The sequence below is a fragment of the Streptomyces sp. NPDC043685 genome (assembly GCF_056436585.1).
In genome coordinates this window covers 128,836-144,156 of sequence record NZ_JBWKCH010000002.1, presented here as the reverse complement: position 1 = coordinate 144,156, position 15,321 = coordinate 128,836, and the positions used below count along the sequence as shown (strand labels likewise).

Annotated in this window: 17 protein-coding genes; 6 read left to right on the top strand and 11 right to left on the bottom strand. The window is 68.9% G+C overall.

Annotated elements, in window-relative coordinates; all coding sequences use genetic code 11:
• Positions 1-27: 27 nt before the first annotated feature.
• Positions 28-261, bottom strand: a complete 234-nt coding sequence (locus AC0665_RS05360; protein WP_363122008.1) for a PTS sugar transporter subunit IIB — start codon at positions 259-261, stop codon at positions 28-30.
• Positions 262-437: 176 nt separating this feature from the next.
• Between AC0665_RS05360 and AC0665_RS05355 the strand changes: the two genes are divergently transcribed.
• Together AC0665_RS05355 and AC0665_RS05350 are read left to right on the top strand one after the other, a co-directional pair.
• Positions 438-1,751, top strand: coding sequence for a PTS transporter subunit EIIC (locus AC0665_RS05355; protein WP_478508085.1), 1,314 nt, complete (start codon positions 438-440; stop codon positions 1,749-1,751).
• A gap of 176 nt (positions 1,752-1,927) precedes the next feature.
• The gene (locus AC0665_RS05350; RefSeq protein WP_478704464.1) at positions 1,928-3,190 is read left to right on the top strand and encodes a PTS transporter subunit EIIC; all 1,263 of its coding nucleotides are present in this window, start codon (positions 1,928-1,930) and stop codon (positions 3,188-3,190) included.
• 65 nt (positions 3,191-3,255) lie between these two features.
• Here the strand turns inward: AC0665_RS05350 and AC0665_RS05345 are convergent, their stop codons facing one another.
• On the bottom strand, positions 3,256-4,008 hold the full coding sequence (locus AC0665_RS05345; RefSeq protein ID WP_363122005.1) for an MBL fold metallo-hydrolase: 753 nt from the start codon (positions 4,006-4,008) through the stop codon (positions 3,256-3,258).
• 211 nt (positions 4,009-4,219) lie between these two features.
• Here AC0665_RS05345 and AC0665_RS05340 point away from each other — a divergent pair, with 211 nt between their 5' ends.
• Positions 4,220-4,669 carry a type II toxin-antitoxin system PemK/MazF family toxin gene (locus AC0665_RS05340; RefSeq protein ID WP_468409604.1) on the top strand — a complete coding sequence of 150 codons (450 nt, stop codon included), beginning with the start codon at positions 4,220-4,222 and terminating at the stop codon, positions 4,667-4,669.
• Between the two features lie 66 nt (positions 4,670-4,735).
• Here the strand turns inward: AC0665_RS05340 and AC0665_RS05335 are convergent, their stop codons facing one another.
• From AC0665_RS05335 to clpS, 7 genes are all read right to left on the bottom strand, one after another.
• Positions 4,736-5,686 (bottom strand): PLP-dependent cysteine synthase family protein, encoded by a 951-nt coding sequence (locus AC0665_RS05335; RefSeq protein ID WP_468409606.1) that lies wholly within the window; start codon positions 5,684-5,686, stop codon positions 4,736-4,738.
• Between the two features lie 6 nt (positions 5,687-5,692).
• Positions 5,693-5,971 carry a MoaD/ThiS family protein gene (locus AC0665_RS05330; RefSeq protein ID WP_363122002.1) on the bottom strand — a complete coding sequence of 93 codons (279 nt, stop codon included), beginning with the start codon at positions 5,969-5,971 and terminating at the stop codon, positions 5,693-5,695.
• Positions 5,972-6,087: 116 nt separating this feature from the next.
• Positions 6,088-6,183, bottom strand: a complete 96-nt coding sequence (locus AC0665_RS05325) for a putative leader peptide (protein ID WP_363122001.1) — start codon at positions 6,181-6,183, stop codon at positions 6,088-6,090.
• Positions 6,184-6,281: 98 nt separating this feature from the next.
• Complete coding sequence (locus tag AC0665_RS05320; protein WP_031140077.1) at positions 6,282-6,704, bottom strand: M67 family metallopeptidase; 423 nt, start codon at positions 6,702-6,704, stop codon at positions 6,282-6,284.
• A 132-nt stretch (positions 6,705-6,836) separates the two neighbouring features.
• Positions 6,837-8,264, bottom strand: coding sequence for an amino acid permease (locus AC0665_RS05315; RefSeq protein WP_478704463.1), 1,428 nt, complete (start codon positions 8,262-8,264; stop codon positions 6,837-6,839).
• Positions 8,265-8,628: 364 nt separating this feature from the next.
• Entirely contained in the window at positions 8,629-9,243 is a 615-nt protein-coding gene (locus AC0665_RS05310; RefSeq protein ID WP_468409610.1) for a DUF2017 domain-containing protein, read from the bottom strand.
• A 32-nt stretch (positions 9,244-9,275) separates the two neighbouring features.
• Positions 9,276-9,593, bottom strand: a complete 318-nt coding sequence (clpS, locus tag AC0665_RS05305; protein ID WP_020270284.1) for an ATP-dependent Clp protease adapter ClpS — start codon at positions 9,591-9,593, stop codon at positions 9,276-9,278.
• A gap of 107 nt (positions 9,594-9,700) precedes the next feature.
• On the opposite strand from clpS, the gene AC0665_RS05300 reads away from it, so the two are divergent.
• Positions 9,701-11,047 carry a nicotinate phosphoribosyltransferase gene (locus tag AC0665_RS05300; RefSeq protein ID WP_468409612.1) on the top strand — a complete coding sequence of 449 codons (1,347 nt, stop codon included), beginning with the start codon at positions 9,701-9,703 and terminating at the stop codon, positions 11,045-11,047.
• A gap of 113 nt (positions 11,048-11,160) precedes the next feature.
• Entirely contained in the window at positions 11,161-11,751 is a 591-nt protein-coding gene (locus AC0665_RS05295) for a nicotinamidase (protein ID WP_363121997.1), read from the top strand.
• A 27-nt stretch (positions 11,752-11,778) separates the two neighbouring features.
• Here the strand turns inward: AC0665_RS05295 and AC0665_RS05290 are convergent, their stop codons facing one another.
• Together AC0665_RS05290 and AC0665_RS05285 are read right to left on the bottom strand one after the other, a co-directional pair.
• A complete protein-coding gene (locus AC0665_RS05290; RefSeq protein WP_468409615.1) occupies positions 11,779-12,123 on the bottom strand; it encodes a hypothetical protein in 345 nt (114 codons plus the stop codon).
• Between the two features lie 122 nt (positions 12,124-12,245).
• Positions 12,246-14,594 carry an immune inhibitor A domain-containing protein gene (locus tag AC0665_RS05285; protein ID WP_478704462.1) on the bottom strand — a complete coding sequence of 783 codons (2,349 nt, stop codon included), beginning with the start codon at positions 14,592-14,594 and terminating at the stop codon, positions 12,246-12,248.
• Between the two features lie 417 nt (positions 14,595-15,011).
• Here AC0665_RS05285 and AC0665_RS05280 point away from each other — a divergent pair, with 417 nt between their 5' ends.
• On the top strand, positions 15,012-15,290 hold the full coding sequence (locus tag AC0665_RS05280; RefSeq protein ID WP_478704708.1) for a hypothetical protein: 279 nt from the start codon (positions 15,012-15,014) through the stop codon (positions 15,288-15,290).
• Positions 15,291-15,321 lie beyond the last annotated feature (31 nt).

Sequence of the window (15,321 nt, the reverse complement as noted above, 5' to 3'; positions counted from 1 at the left end):
GGTGAAGCCCGGCACGATTCCCGCTCTTCACATCATGTCTTCGATCTCGGCCGCGATGGGGTCGGCGTCGGTACCGATGACGACCTGGATCGCGCTGCCCATCTTGACGACGCCGTGGGCGCCGGCGGCCTTCAGTGCGGTTTCGTCGACCTTGGAGGGGTCCACGACCTCGGTGCGGAGGCGGGTGATGCAGCCTTCGACCTCTTCGATGTTGTCGATGCCGCCGAGCCCGGCAACGATTTTCTCAGCCTTGCTGGCCATGTTCGTTCTCCCTGATCCGAACCGCTTTGTCGCAGTAACCCACAGTTGGCCCATCTTCGCGAGCGGTCGTGCCGTGTGTGCCGAAGGATGGCGTCACGTCTGCGCGACCGTGCGTTCGACTGGTCTACACCACGAGCCCGTGTCTCGACAAAAGTCTCTCGGTGAAGGGGACCGGAATGAGTGCCGACAGCTCTGCCGGCGCCGGGGCCGCCGAGGGTCCGGCGCGGGTGCGCTGGAACCGGGTGTTCCAGGGTTTGCAGAAGATGGGGCGCAGTCTGCAGCTGCCGATCGCGGTGCTGCCGGCGGCGGGGATCCTCAATCGGCTGGGGCAGCCGGATGTGTTCGGGGAGGACGGGCTGGGCTGGACGAACGTCTCGAAGGTGATGGTGGGGGCGGGCGGGGCGCTGCTGGACAGTTCGCTGGGGTTGCCGCTGCTGTTCTGCGTGGGCGTTGCGATCGGGATGGCGAAGAAGGCGGACGGTTCGACGGCGCTGGCGGCGGTGGCCGGGTTCCTCGTGTACTTCACGGTGTTGCGGCAGTTTCCGGAGGGGTGCCCTGAGGGGTCGGTGGCGGTGCCGAACGTGGGGTGCCAGGTGACCGACGGGGACCGGGCGGTGACGGCGTTCACGTTCCAGAATCCGGGGGTGTTCGGCGGGATCGTGATGGGGCTGCTGGCGGCGTTCTTCTGGGCGCGTTTCCACCGGACGCGGTTGGTGGACTGGCTCGGGTTCTTCAACGGGCGGCGGCTGGTGCCGATTCTGATGGCGTTCGTGGCGATCGCGTTCGCGGCGTTGTGTCTGTGGGTGTGGCCGCCGATCGGTGACGCGCTGGAGGGTTTCAGCGACTGGATGAGTGGTCTGGGCGCGTGGGGCGCGGGTGTGTTCGGGGTGGCGAACCGGGCGTTGCTGGTGGTGGGGCTGCATCAGTTCCTGAACGTGCCCATCTGGTTCCAGTTCGGTTCGTTCACGAAGCCGGACGGCACGGTGGTGCACGGTGACATCAACATGTTCCTGGCGGGTGACCCGGACGCGGGGCAGTTCACCTCGGGTTTCTTCCCGATCATGATGTTCGCGCTGCCGGCGGCGGCCCTGGCGATCACGCATTGCGCACGGCCGGAGCGGCGCAAGGAGGTCGGCGGTCTGATGCTGTCGGTGGCGCTGACGTCGTTCGTCACGGGCATCACGGAGCCGATCGAGTACTCGTTCCTGTTCGTCGCGCCGGCGTTGTACGTGGTGCACGCGTTGCTGACGGGTGTGTCGATGGCGTTGACGTGGGGGCTGGGGGTGCATGACGGGTTCAGCTTCTCGGCGGGGCTGATCGACTACGTCATCAACTGGAATCTGGCCACGCGGCCGTGGCTGATCGTCCCTGTCGGGCTGGGTTTCGCGCTGGTCTATTACGTGATCTTCCGGTTCGCGATCACGAGGTTCGACCTGAGGACTCCGGGGCGGGAGCCGGCGGAGGACGTGGAGGACAGCGCCAAGGCGTGATCGCCGCGGGGGGCGGAATTGGCGGGTTCCACTCGTTCGGCCTACCGTGCTACAACTGGTCTACACCACTCACCGGTGGAGGTCGCGCGGCGATGTCCGCGTTCCCCTTTCTTTGAGACGCCGCCGTCCCCCTTCGCATGCTTCCTGGGCGGCGCCGTGCCCCCTGGAGGAAGTTCATGTCCACAGACACAGCCGCGCCCGCGGGCCCGAGCAGAGGCTCGGCCGTGATGGCCGTCCTGCAGCGCATCGGCCGCAGCCTGATGCTGCCGGTCGCCGTGCTGCCCGCCGCCGCCCTGCTGGTCCGACTCGGCAACACCGACATGCTCGGGCGCGAGTCGTTCCCCGCCTTCATCACGAAGATCGCGGGCTTCATGGCGGCCGGCGGCAACGCGATCCTCGACAACATGGCGCTGCTGTTCGCGGTGGGCATCGCGATCGGCTTCGCCAAGAAGTCGGACGGCTCCACGGCCCTGGCCGCCGTCGTGGGTTACCTGGTCTTCAAGAACGTGCTGGCCACCTTCACCGACAAGAACCTGCCGAAGGTCGCCACGGCGGTCGACGGCAAGGTCGTCATGGTCGACGCCCCCGTGGACGCCAAGGTCCTGGGCGGTGTGGTCATGGGCATCGTCGTGGCCCTGCTCTACCAGAAGTTCTACCGGACCAAGCTGCCCGACTGGGCGGGCTTCTTCGGCGGCCGCCGCCTGGTGCCGATCCTGTCCGCCTTCGCGGGCCTGGTCATCGGCATAGTCTTCGGTTACATCTGGCCGGTCCTCGGCACGGGCCTGCACAACTTCGGTGAGTGGCTGGTCGGCTCCGGCGCGGTCGGCGCGGGCATCTTCGGTGTCGCCAACCGTGCGCTGATCCCGATCGGCATGCACCACCTGCTGAACTCCTTCCCCTGGTTCCAGGCCGGCACCTACGAGGGCAAGAGCGGCGACATCGCCCGGTTCCTGGCGGGCGACCCGAGCGCCGGACAGTTCATGACCGGCTTCTTCCCGATCATGATGTTCGCCCTGCCGGCCGCCTGCCTGGCGATCGTGCACTGTGCCCGGCCCGAGCGCCGCAAGGTCGTCGGCGGCATGATGTTCTCCCTCGCCCTGACCTCGTTCGTCACCGGCGTCACCGAGCCGATCGAGTTCACCTTCATGTTCATCGCCCCGGTGCTGTACGCGATCCACGCGGTGCTGACCGGTGTCTCGATGGCGCTGACCTGGGCCCTGGGGATGAAGGACGGCTTCGGCTTCTCGGCCGGCGCGGTGGACTACTTCCTCAACCTGGGCATCGCGACCAACCCGTGGGGCCTGGCCCTGGTCGGTCTGTGCTTCGCGGCGGTCTACTACGTGGTGTTCCGCTTCGCGATCACCAAGTTCAACCTGCCCACGCCGGGCCGGGAGTCCGACGAGGAACTCGCCGAGCTGCGGAAGGCGGAGGCGAAGTAGCCCGCTGACACGTGAAGGGGCCCCGGAACCGATCGGTTCCGGGGCCCCTTCGCGTGGGTCGGGCCTCAGATCTCGTACGTCTGACCCGGCGCCGCCAGGTCCACCCGGCCGTCGTAGACCTCGCGGGCGTCGGCGAGGTTGACCTGGGGGTCCGTCCACGGCGGGATGTGGGTGAGAACCAGGCGCCGGGCTCCGGCCCGGGCCGCCGTCTGCCCCGCCTCGCGGCCGTTGAGGTGCAGGTCGGGGATGTTCTCCTTGCCGTGCGTGAACGCCGCCTCGCACAGGAACAGGTCGGCGTCGCGGGCGAGTTCGTCGAGGGCGGGGCTCACGCCGGTGTCCCCGGAGTACGTCAGCGTCCGGCCGCCGTGCTCGATCCGGATGCCGTACGCCTCCACGGGGTGGGCCACCCGCTCGGTGTGCACCGTGAACGGGCCGAGCTCGAAGGTGGACGGCTTGACCGTGTGGAAGTCGAAGACCTCGCTCATGGAGGAGGCGGAGGGGGTGTCCGCGTAGGCGGTGGTCAGCCGGTGTTCCGTGCCTTCGGGGCCGAAGACGGGCAGGGGGTCGCAGCGGCCGCCGTCGTGTCGGTAGTAGCGCGCGACGAAGTACGCACACATGTCGATGCAGTGGTCGGCGTGCAGGTGGCTGAGGAAGATCGCGTCGAGGTCGTAGAGACCGCAGTGGCGCTGCAGCTCGCCCAGGGCACCGTTGCCCATGTCGAGAAGCAGCCGGAAGCCGTCGGCCTCGACGAGGTAGCTCGAGCAGGCCGATTCCGCGGACGGGAACGACCCCGAGCAGCCGACGACGGTGAGCTTCATGAAGCAGAAACCTCCGCTGGCGGGAATGTCGGAGAGGGGCGTCGGGGGTCGTGCGGTCCGTCGAGGGTAAGGCGCGAAACCTCCGGTAGCTCCTCCACAAAGGCCTGTTGTGGGCGAACTCACCTGTGCTGTCACCGGTATGGCTGGCAGGGCCGGGAGTGATCCCTGCGAGGAGGGCGCGTGGCGGGGGCGGCGCCGGTAACGTCTCAGTATGGACACGTCCTGGTGGCTGGCGCTCGCCGCGGTGGTGCTGCTCGCGCTCATCGCCACACTCGTCGACGGCTGGGGCCGGGGGCGGCGGCCGTCGGCCCGGCGGGGGCGCACGGCGGCACCGGTGCTCACGCCGGAGAGCCGGCCGCAGCCCGCGGAGATCTGGTGGGCCGACGTGCCCTACGAGGACGAGGCCCGCACCCAGGACCGGCCCTGCCTGGTGCTGGCGGTGCGCGGGGAGCGCGCGACGGTCGCGAAGATCACCACCCGGTTCCGCGCCGAACGCGCCGGGGTGATCCCGCTGCCTCCGGGGTCGGTCGGTGACACGCAGGGCCGGGCGAGCTTCCTGGAGACGGACGAGCTGCGGGAGGTCCCGGTGTGGGGGTTCCGGCGGCGGGTCGGCGTGGTGGATCCGGCGCTGTGGGACCAGGTGCGGTACCTGGCGGGCTGAGCACGGCACAAGGGAAAGGGCTGGAGTCGTCGACCCCAGCCCCTTGTCGTCGGTTCTCGCCGTCGGCTACGCCCAGAGCTGGCCCTGGAGCGTGTCGATGGCCTCCTCCGTGGTGGCCGCCGTGTAGACGCCCGTCGAGAGGTACTTCCAGCCGCCGTCGGCAACGACGAACACGATGTCGGCGGGCTCCCCGGCCTTGACGGCCTTCTTGCCGACGCCGATCGCGGCGTGCAGCGCGGCGCCCGTGGAGACCCCGGCGAAGATGCCCTCCTGCTGGAGCAGCTCGCGGGTGCGGGTGACCGCGTCGGCCGAGCCGACCGAGAAGCGGGTGGTGAGCACGGACGCGTCGTACAGCTCGGGGACGAAGCCCTCGTCGAGGTTGCGCAGGCCGTAGACCAGGTCGTCGTAGCGCGGCTCGGCCGCGACGATCTGGATGTCCGGCTTGTGCTCGCGCAGGAAGCGGCCCACGCCCATGAGGGTGCCGGTGGTGCCGAGTCCGGCCACGAAGTGGGTGATCGACGGCAGGTCCGCGAGGATCTCGGGGCCGGTCGTGGCGTAGTGGGCGCCGGCGTTGTCCGGGTTGCCGTACTGGTAGAGCATCACCCAGTCCGGGTGCTCGGCCGCAAGCTCCTTGGCGACGCGCACGGCGGTGTTGGAGCCGCCCGCCGCCGGGGAGGAGATGATCTCCGCACCCCACATGCCCAGCAGGTCCCGGCGTTCCTGCGAGGTGTTCTCCGGCATCACGCAGACGATGCGGTAGCCCTTGAGCTTCGCCGCCATCGCGAGCGAGATGCCGGTGTTGCCGGACGTCGGTTCGAGGATGGTGCAGCCCGGCGTCAGGCGGCCGTCCTTCTCCGCCTGCTCGATCATGTGCAGGGCCGGACGGTCCTTGACCGATCCCGTCGGGTTGCGGTCCTCCAGCTTCGCCCAGATGCGGACGTCGGCGGACGGCGACAGCCGCGGCAGGCACACCAGGGGGGTGTTGCCGACCGCGGCCAGGGGCGAGTCGTAGCGCATGGTCGATCAGACCATGCCGCCGGCCACGGCCGGCAGGATCGTGACGTTGTCGCCGTCCGACAGCTTGGTGTCGATGCCGTCGAGGAAGCGGACGTCCTCGTCGTTCAGGTAGACGTTGACGAAGCGGCGCAGCTGACCGCCGTCCACGATGCGGGCCTGGATGCCGGCGTGCCGGGTCTCGAGGTCGGTGAAGAGCTCGGCGAGGGTGTCTCCCTTGCCCTCCACTGCCTTCTGACCGTCGGTGTAGGTGCGGAGGATGGTCGGGATGCGGACCTCGATGGCCATGGCTTCAGGGCTCCTGTCGGGAGTAGTCGATCGGGGCGCGCGGCAGCGCAGGAACAGCGGGGTGGTGCGTGTGTGCGGCGCCGCGGCTCACGGCCGTACGGCGGCAGGGTGCTGCGTCAACAGATGGCGCTGGCGAGCCTGCACAGGTCGACGTGCAGCCGCGCCACGAGCAGATCGCCCGGCGTCTTTTCGCTCACGTCAAGGAAAACCATGGGCTCATCGTATCGATTCCCGGTCCGGGTCCTGGAATGTGATCCCACATGGCGGACGCTTTCGGGCCGGAGAGTGAGACCGCCCTGCTCAGACGCCCTCAGTAGGCCTCGACGACCTGGACTTCCTCCTCCGTGACCTCGCCCTCGACGATGCGGAAGGAGCGGAACTGGAACTCGCCGGCGCCGTCGGTGTCGGCGGTGGAGACCAGGACGTAGTGCGCGCCGGGCTCGTTGGCGTAGGAGATGTCGGTGCGCGAGGGGTAGGCCTCGGTGGCCGTGTGGGAGTGGTAGATGACCACCGGCTCCTCGTCGCGGTCGTCCATCTCGCGGTAGAGCTTGAGCAGGTCGCCGGAGTCGAACTCGTAGAACGTGGGCGACATGGCCGCGTTGAGCATGGGGATGAAGCGCTCGGGGCGGTCCGAGCCCGCCGGGCCGGCGACGACGCCGCACGCCTCGTCGGGGTGGTCCTTGCGCGCGTGGGCGACGATCTGGTCGACGAGGGCCTGGGTGATGGTCAGCATGCTCGCCAGGATAAGCAGAAGGGCCGTTCCGTACCGAGGAATGGTACGGAACGGCCCATATGCCGGACGCCCTGAGCGGCAGCCGCAGGGAGTGCCACGAGAACTCCCTGCGGCGGACGTCCCGCGGGTTGGTCAGCCGACCTTCTCGAACTCCGCGTCACCGCGGCGCTCGGCGATCTGCGGGTTGCGGCTCTTGAGGACCGCCCAGCCGACGCCGAGGGCGACGGCCCAGCCGGCCGCGACGTACAGGCAGACCCGCGCGTCCTTGTCGTACGCGATCATGCAGGTCACGCCGATGAGGAAGAGCAGCGCGACCCAGCTGAAGAGGGCGCCGCCGGGAGCCGGGAAGGACGAGGCCGGCAGCCGGCCCGTGTCGACCGCCGCGCGGTAGCGGATGTGGCTGACGAGGATCATCATCCAGGTCCAGATGCCGGCCGCGGTGGCGACGGAGGTGACGTAGAGGAACGCCTTCTCCGGGACGACGTAGTTCAGGACGACGCCGATGCCCATGAGTGCCACGGAGACGGTGATGCCGACGGCGGGCGTCTTGCGGGCGTTGAGCTTGCCGAAGACCTGCGGCGCCTCGCTGTTGGCGGCCAGGTCGCGCAGCATGCGGCCGGTGGAGTACATGCCCGAGTTGCAGGACGACAGGGCGGCGGTGAGGACCACGAAGTTCACGATGCCCGCGGCGAGCGGGATGCCGATCTTGCCGAAGGCGTGCACGAAGGGGCTCTCGCCCGCGTGGAACTCGGTCCACTTCACGACGGAGAGGATCACCAGCAGGGCGCCGACGTAGAAGACGATGATGCGCCAGGGCAGGGTGTTGATGGCCTTGGGCAGGGTCTTCTCGGGGTTCTCGGACTCACCCGCGGTGACGCCGACGAGCTCGACGGCGAGGTAGGCGAACATGACGCCCTGGAGCGTCATCAGGCTGGAGCCGATGCCGTTCGGGAAGAAGCCGTCGTGCGCCCAGAGGTTGGAGACGGTGGCGGTGTCACCGGCGTCGGAGAAGCCGAGGGTGAGCACGCCGAGGCCGATGACGATCATGCCGATGATGGCGGTGACCTTGATCATCGAGAACCAGAACTCGACCTCGCCGAAGATCTTGACGGAGATCAGGTTGACGCCGAAGAGCACCACCAGGAAGACCAGGGCACTGACCCACTGCGGGATCTCCGGGAACCAGAAGTGGATGTAGATCGCGGCGGCGGTGAGCTCGGCCATGCCGGTCACCACCCACATGAGCCAGTACGTCCAGCCCGTGACGAACCCGAAGAACGGGCCGAGGAACTCACGGGCGTACTCGGCGAAGGAGCCGGAGACGGGCCGGTAGAGGAGCAGCTCGCCCAGGGCCCGCATGATGAAGAAGATCACGACGCCCGCGAGGGCGTACATGAGGATGATGCTGGGGCCGGCCTTCGCGATGTTCGCCCCGGCGCCCATGAACAGGCCGACGCCGATGGCACCGCCGATCGCGATCATCTGGACCTGGCGGCTGCCGAGTCCGCGCTCGTATCCCTCTTCGGAGACGTTTTCCGATTCGACCTGCGCAGAGGTCATGTGTGGTGCGCCTTTCTCCATGCCGACCCGGGCCTCTCGTCGGCCTCGGATCGGGTTTCGATCCCCCCGGAATGATGGAGCTGAGCGGGCCCGGAGGCCGCTCGTGCCTGGCCGGCGGTCGCCGGCTCGGTGGCGCACCCGGCGGAACATTCGGGTGGTGTTCTGCCGGGCGGTCGTGAAGATTTATCACGCCCGCAACACTGATCACAGAGGTGGGATGTGGCGCACCGCACAGGGAAAAGCGGACAAAGCGCTCTCGAAGCGGCCATAGGCGGCGGGTGCGGTGACGGGATCGTTATCCGGATTTGAGTGTCCTCTGAGCGAACACCGATCGGTCACCCGCCGGTCACAAAACCTGCACTGATCAGGCCATAAGGGTTCCGACCAGCGTCTCCTGGAGTCCACCGAGCCAGAGGTAGGCCATCACCATCGGCTTGCGCGGGTCGTCGTCCGGGAGGCGGTAGAGCAGGTCGGTGTCCTCGTCGTCGGTGATCTCCAGCCGGGAGCCGATGGCGAGTCGCAGGTCGTTCAGGGCGCCCAGCCACTGCTGCGACTGTGCCGGTGACAGCTTCAGCACCGCGCCGCCCTCACCGGCCGACGCCGACGCGAGCGCGTCGAGGGCGCGGATCACGGCCAGGGCGTTGTCACGCTTGCCGGCCCGCAGGTCGTTCTCGGTGTAGCGGCGGAACTCCGCGGAGTGGGCCCGCTGCTCCTCGGCGTCCTGCGGCGAGGCGGGCTGCTCGGGGTCGGGGTCGCTGTAGGCGTCCGGGAAGAGCCGGCGCAGCACCGGGTCGGTGGGCGGCTCGCTGGGGCCCTCGGCGAACAGCTCGGCGAGCGGGTCGCCGGAGGCGTCCTCGGCGGGGCCGGGGCCGATGAGCTCCAGGAGCTGGACGGCCAGCGACCGGATGATGGAGATCTCGACGTCGTCGAGGGCGACGGCGGCGCCGCCGCCGGGGAGCGGTTCGAAGGTTCCGGGCATGAACGCCTTTTCGCTGCTGGGCGGGGTGCTGGCTACTTGCGGTCCTGCTGGAGGGTGGCCCACAGGCCGTAGCCGTGCATGGCCTGCACGTCGCGTTCCATCTCCTCGCGGCTGCCGCTGGAGACGACCGCCCGGCCCTTGTGGTGGACGTCGAGCATGAGCTTGGTGGCCTTGTCCTTGGAGTAGCCGAAGTACGTCTGGAAGACGTACGTCACATAGCTCATGAGGTTGACCGGGTCATTGTGGACGATGGTGACCCACGGGAGGTCCGGCTCGGGTACGGCGAAGACCTCCTCCGCCGACTCGGTGCGTTCGATCTCCAGGGGCGCGGGTGACGTCACACTGCCCATGCTGCCACCCGAGGGGGGTAGTCGCACAAACGGGCCTGGCCGCAAGGCGATCGCGTGTCCGCGGACCGCAATCGTCAGACTGACGAAATGGGGGTACGCTCCTCATCATGAACACAGCGGACCTTGGGCTGCCGGTGGATGTTCCCTCGACGGCGCTCTTCACGGATCAGTACGAGCTGACGATGCTGCGGGCCGCCCTGACGGCGGGCACGGCCGAGCGGCGGAGCGTGTTCGAGGTCTTCACCCGGCGGCTGCCGGACGGGCGGCGCTACGGCGTCGTGGGCGGCACCGGACGGGTGCTGGACGCGGTGGAGAACTTCCGCTTCGACACGGCCGTGCTGGCCTTCCTGCGCGAGCGGGGCATCGTGGACGAGGAGACGCTGGACTGGCTGGCCGGCTACCGGTTCAGCGGGGACATCTGGGGTTATCCCGAGGGCGAGGTGTACTTCCCGGGCTCGCCGATCATGCGCGTGGAGGGCACCTTCGCCGAGTGCGTGCTGCTGGAGACCGTGATCCTGTCGATCCTCAACCACGACTCGGCGATCGCCGCGGCGGCCTCGCGCATGGCGGCCGCCGCGGGTGACCGGCCGCTGATCGAGATGGGCGCCCGGCGCACACACGAACTCGCCGCGGTGGCGGCCTCCCGGGCCGCGTACGTCGGCGGCTTCGCGACCACCTCGGACCTGGCGGCGGGTTTCCGCTACGGCATCCCCACCGTCGGCACCTCCGCCCACGCCTTCACCCTGCTGCACGACAGCGAGCGCGACGCCTTCCAGGCCCAGGTGAACACGCTGGGCCGGGGCACCACGCTGCTGGTGGACACCTACGACGTCACCGAGGCGGTCCGCACGGCCGTCGAGGTCGCCGGGACCGAGCTGGGCGCGGTGCGCATCGACTCCGGCGACCTGCTGCTGGTGGCGCACCGGGTGCGCCGGCAGCTGGACGAGCTGGGCGCCACCGACACGAAGATCGTCGTCACCTCCGACCTGGACGAGTACGCGATCGCCTCGCTGGCCGCGGCGCCGGTGGACGCCTACGGCGTCGGCACCCAGCTGGTGACCGGCTCCGGCCACCCCACCTCCTCGATGGTCTACAAGCTGGTCGCGCGTGCCGAGTCCGCCGACCCGAAGGCGCCGCTGGTGCCGGTGGCGAAGAAGTCCAGCGGCGGCAAGACGTCCGTCGGCGGACGCAAGTGGGCCGCGCGGCGGCTGGACGCCCACGGGATCGCCGAGGCCGAGGTGATCGGCACCGGCCCGGTACCGGGCGAGCTCGCGGACCGGCAGCTGCTGGTGGAGCTCGTCAAGGGCGGCGAGGTCGTGGCGCGCGAGCCGCTGGACGCGGCGCGCGAGCGGCACACGAGGGCGCGCGCGGGTCTGCCGATGTCGGCCACGCAGCTCTCGCGCGGGGAGCCCGTCCTGCCCACGGAGTACCTGTACGAGACCCCGGGTAGCTAGGGGGTGTGCCGTGACGCGCCGACCCGTGCCCCCTGTCGTCCGCTCTCCTCTGTCAATAGGCTCGGTGGTTCACCGGCCGGGCTCGCCGACCTCCTAGCCGAAGGACACCGACCATGCGCCGCGCCTTGATCGTCGTCGATGTGCAGAACGACTTCTGCGAGGGGGGCAGTCTCGCGGTGTCCGGCGGTGCCGATGTGGCCGCCGCCGTCACGGAGCTGATCGGACAGGCGGCCGGGTCCGGCTACCAGCACGTCGTGGCCACCCGCGACCACCACATCGCCCCCGGCGGCCACTTCTCCGCCAACCCGGACTACGCCCGCTCCTGGCCCGCGCACTGCGTCGCCGGCACGGAGGGCGTCGGCTTCCACCCGAACTTCGCCCCGGCCGTCGCCTCCGGCTCGGTCGACGCGGTGTTCGACAAGGGGGCGTACTCGGCGGCGTACAGCGGTTTCGAGGGCACCGACGAGAACGGCACGTCCCTGGCCGACTGGCTGCGCTCGCGCGAGGTCACCGAGGTGGACGTGGTGGGCATCGCCACGGACCACTGCGTGCGCGCCACCGCCCTGGACGCCGCCCGGGAGGGCTTCCGTACCCAGGTCCTGCTGGACCTGACGGCCGGGGTCGCCCCTCAGAGCACCGAGCGGGCCCTGGAGGAGCTGCGCGAGGCGGGGGTGGAGCTGTCCGGCAAGCCGGTCGTGCAGTAGCCCCGCGCCTCGGCGGGCCCCCGCGGGTCAGGTCCGGGCCGTCGGGCGGCGCAGGAGGGCTCTGATCGGGCGCCACAGCTCCTGGACCAGGTCCGGGCCGGCGGCGACACCGTTGTCAGGGGCCGTGCGCCATATGAGGCCGTCGGGGTGGTGCAGGACCGCGGTGATCTCGTCGGGGGTCGGCGGGGCCGCGTTGCCGCGCAGGTACACCGACCGCAGACCGAGGTTGCGGAGCCTGGTCAGGGCTCGGGCGCGGTTCACGGAGTGCACGAGGACACGGACGGCGCCGGGGCCGTCGGCGGCGGGACTGGGCAGGTTCAGTGCCACCACCACCATGCCGTTCGGCAGCTTGCAGAAACCTCCTGCGGCCATGCGCTCATCCCCCCGTGTCGGTCGGTGTCAATAAGAGAGCCACAGGACGCACCTAAACACGGATCGGCGGTGACCCGCCAGTGGGTCACCGCCGATCATGTTCTGACCTGCAAGGATGCGGATTACCTACCCGCGGGGCCGACCTCCAGCTCGATCGTCGAGCCGTTCTTGGCCTCCTTGAGGATCTTGATCTTCGTGTTGGTGTCAGTGATCTTGACACCCGCGGTCGGGTTCGACTCGTCGTAGTAGTCGTTCTTCCGGTCGTTGAAGACCGAGACGCCCTTCGAGCCCGGGATGTACTTCGCCACGTCCGCCTTGTGCAGCGTCATGCCGTCGGTGCGGTAGAGGCTGAACGGCGAGTCGTAGGCCTGGATGCGGTTGCGCATCAGCGTGCCGTCGGCCCACTTCAGCTGGTCCGGGTGCGAGTCGATCGGCAGGACCAGGCCGGTGCCCTTGTGCTGGCTGGTGTTGTTGTCCGCCTGGGAGGTGTCCCACTTCCAGATCAGCAGACCGTTCTGGTACGCGTAGTGCTCCACCCAGTCCGGGCGCGCCGTGAAGCCGAAGTTGTACGGGCCGACCTTCAGCGTCTTGTCGTACGACACGTACTGCCGGTTCTCGGCGATGTAGTACTGCGCGTAGTCCTTGGTGAAGGACGCGCCGATACGGGAGAAGCCGGTGGCCTGCCAGGCGGCCTCCGCGGTCTCGGCGTTGTCGGTGAAGACGGGGGCGCCGTCGGCGGTCACCGTGATCGAGTCGGCCGCGAAGCCCTTCATCGCCAGGCCGCCGTCGGTCTGGTAGCGGAAGCGCAGGTCGATCTTCTTGCCGGCGTAGGCGTCGAGCGGGAAGGCCAGCTTCTTGTAGCCGTCGACCGTGCCGGTCAGGACCGGCTTGTCGCTGCCGTCACGCGGGATCGGGTTGCCGTCCACCGTGCCGTCAAGGGCGGTCCAGTTGGCGCCGCCGTCGGTCGAGACCTCGGTGTAGAGGTAGTCGTAGTTGGCCTCGATCTCGTACCAGCCGTCGAGGGTCAGCTGCGCCTTCGACTTGCCGGTCAGGTCGACGGAACGGGTCAGCGTGTTCTTCAGGTTGTTGCCGCTGCCGCTCCACCACTGGGTCTTGCCCTCGGCGGGGGTCACAAGCTCGGTGGTGACCGCCTTCTTGGGAAGGTCGACGACCAAGGCCTGCTTGTGCTTGGTGTTGTACTCGGCCACGCCCAGCTTGTGCCAGGAGTTGACGCCGGCCTTGGCCTTGTCGTAGTTCAGCCAGCCGAGCTGGAGCTTGTCCCAGGCGGTCATGTCGCCGGGCAGGTCGCCGATCTCGTTCTTGCCGGTGCCGAGCCAGGACCCGGACGACATCAGCGTCCAGAAGCCGGTGGAGTTCTCGCCGCCCGAGGTGTCGTAGTGGTCCGGCAGACCGAGGTCGTGACCGTACTCGTGGGCGTAGACACCGAGTCCGCCGTTCTCCGGCTGGACGGTGTAGTCGCCGACCCAGATGCCCGTGTCGCCGATCTTGGCACCACCGAGCTTGTTGTTCTCGGGGCCGGTGGCGCCGGCGTCGGTGCCGAACGCGTACCAGCGGTGGGCCCAGATGGCGTCGGTGCCCTGGGCGCCGCCGCCCGCGGACTCGTCCTCGCCGGCGTGCACGATCTGGAAGTGGTCGATGTAGCCGTCGGGCTCGTTGAAGTCGCCGTCGCCGTCGAAGTCGTAACGGTCCCACTCGTCGAAGCGCGCGACGTCCGCCTTGATCTGCGCGTCGGTCCTCCCCGCTGCCTTCTGCTGGGAGACCCAGGCGTTCAGACCGTCGCTGACGACGTTCCACACACTCGGGCAGTTGGTGTCACCGCAGGCGTTGTTGCCGTAACGGGCCTCGTTGTAGGGGACCTTGACCCAGTCGGAGACCTCGCCGTCGACCGAGTAGCGGCCCGAGGACTGCTTCTCGTAGTAGGTCTTGACGGAGTCGACGCCCTTGCCGTGACCGAAGTACAGGTCCTGGAAGTACTCCTGGTCGTAGTCGGCCCTCCACGCCGTGGAGTTGTCCTTCTTGCGGTCGGGCTTGGGTATCGCGTTGTGCAGCGGGCCCGCCGTGCCGCCGTAGCGGCTGTCGACCTTGTCGCCGAACTCGACCAGGATCGTGAAGATCTTGTCGGTCTTCTCGCGGCCGAGCTCGACGTACTTGTCGTCGCCCTTCTTGCTCTTGAGCTGCACGACCTTCGAACCGTCGCGGTTCTTGACCTTGTTCTTGCCCGATATGACCTGCTTGAGGGCTTCCTGGCGCTGAGCCTCCTGGGTCTTGCTCAGCGGGCCTTCGAGGTCGTGCTCGCCGTGGTGACGCTCCGCCGGGTCGTGCCGGTCCACGGTGGTGGTCCGGGGGGCCGAGGCGTCGTCGGCCACCGCGTACGTGGATGCGGTGGCGGTGGCCGCCGCGAGCGCCACGCTGATGGCGGCCGCTCTGAACGTCCAGGGTCTACTGGTCACTTGAGATCCTCCCCCGCGTTCGGGCGCGCGGCAGGCAGGGTCCCGGTCGTGGAAGTCCGCGCGCGCGTGATCAACGCGTGTAGTCAAGTGACGACATTTGACTAGAGGTTTGAAAGAAAAGACAGACCTTGACTTGAACAAGTCAAGTGCACTATGCGGAGACGACGTTCGTTTTACGAACAACCAAACGGTTGTGCTGAGGGCCCCCACCACCGGCCGTGCGGGCGCGTGCATATGTCCACCAGGTGGACGTCATGACTCCGTGCGCCCCCTGTGCACCGCCCTTGTTGATGAGGTCACGCTTACCGCCGGTTCCGGTCGGGCACCCTGCCCGAGAGAATGTCGTTCGGCGGAACGCCTGGAAGCCGGCGCCATGCCAGGCCGACACCCCCGTGGACCCCCACTTTCGAGGACATGATGGCCATGCCCCGTCCGACTGCCGCACAGCTCGCCTACGGTTCCTGCACCGTGATCCTCTCGACGCTCGCCATGCTGCTGCTGTCGCAGACGAGTTCGGGCGCGGGAATCGCGTTCATCGCCCTCGCGGGGCTCGCCCTCGGGCTGCTGGTCGCCCTGACGGTGCCGTTGCCCGGGAAGCGCCCGAGCGCGGTGGAAGAGCCCGCGCCCCGGGAACCGGTCCGGGCGTCCGTCCCGGCTCCCGCCCCGGAGCCGATGCGCGAACGGGCGGCCTCCTGACCGCCTGATCCTCCGGTACCGCCTGCCGGTC

Excerpts from the sequence above, each read along its gene's own strand:
- AC0665_RS05360 (WP_363122008.1), bottom strand. The coding sequence starts at position 261 with ATGGCCAGCAAGGCTGAGAAAATCGTTGCCGGGCTCGGCGGCATCGAC.
- AC0665_RS05355 (WP_478508085.1), top strand. The coding sequence starts at position 438 with ATGAGTGCCGACAGCTCTGCCGGCGCCGGGGCCGCCGAGGGTCCGGCG.
- AC0665_RS05350 (WP_478704464.1), top strand. The coding sequence starts at position 1,928 with ATGTCCACAGACACAGCCGCGCCCGCGGGCCCGAGCAGAGGCTCGGCC.
- AC0665_RS05345 (WP_363122005.1), bottom strand. The coding sequence starts at position 4,008 with ATGAAGCTCACCGTCGTCGGCTGCTCGGGGTCGTTCCCGTCCGCGGAA.
- AC0665_RS05340 (WP_468409604.1), top strand. The coding sequence starts at position 4,220 with ATGGACACGTCCTGGTGGCTGGCGCTCGCCGCGGTGGTGCTGCTCGCG.
- AC0665_RS05335 (WP_468409606.1), bottom strand. The coding sequence starts at position 5,686 with ATGCGCTACGACTCGCCCCTGGCCGCGGTCGGCAACACCCCCCTGGTG.
- AC0665_RS05330 (WP_363122002.1), bottom strand. The coding sequence starts at position 5,971 with ATGGCCATCGAGGTCCGCATCCCGACCATCCTCCGCACCTACACCGAC.
- AC0665_RS05325 (WP_363122001.1), bottom strand. The coding sequence starts at position 6,183 with ATGGTTTTCCTTGACGTGAGCGAAAAGACGCCGGGCGATCTGCTCGTG.
- AC0665_RS05320 (WP_031140077.1), bottom strand. The coding sequence starts at position 6,704 with ATGCTGACCATCACCCAGGCCCTCGTCGACCAGATCGTCGCCCACGCG.
- AC0665_RS05315 (WP_478704463.1), bottom strand. The coding sequence starts at position 8,264 with ATGACCTCTGCGCAGGTCGAATCGGAAAACGTCTCCGAAGAGGGATAC.
- AC0665_RS05310 (WP_468409610.1), bottom strand. The coding sequence starts at position 9,243 with ATGCCCGGAACCTTCGAACCGCTCCCCGGCGGCGGCGCCGCCGTCGCC.
- clpS (WP_020270284.1), bottom strand. The coding sequence starts at position 9,593 with ATGGGCAGTGTGACGTCACCCGCGCCCCTGGAGATCGAACGCACCGAG.
- AC0665_RS05300 (WP_468409612.1), top strand. The coding sequence starts at position 9,701 with ATGAACACAGCGGACCTTGGGCTGCCGGTGGATGTTCCCTCGACGGCG.
- AC0665_RS05295 (WP_363121997.1), top strand. The coding sequence starts at position 11,161 with ATGCGCCGCGCCTTGATCGTCGTCGATGTGCAGAACGACTTCTGCGAG.
- AC0665_RS05290 (WP_468409615.1), bottom strand. The coding sequence starts at position 12,123 with ATGGCCGCAGGAGGTTTCTGCAAGCTGCCGAACGGCATGGTGGTGGTG.
- AC0665_RS05280 (WP_478704708.1), top strand. The coding sequence starts at position 15,012 with ATGGCCATGCCCCGTCCGACTGCCGCACAGCTCGCCTACGGTTCCTGC.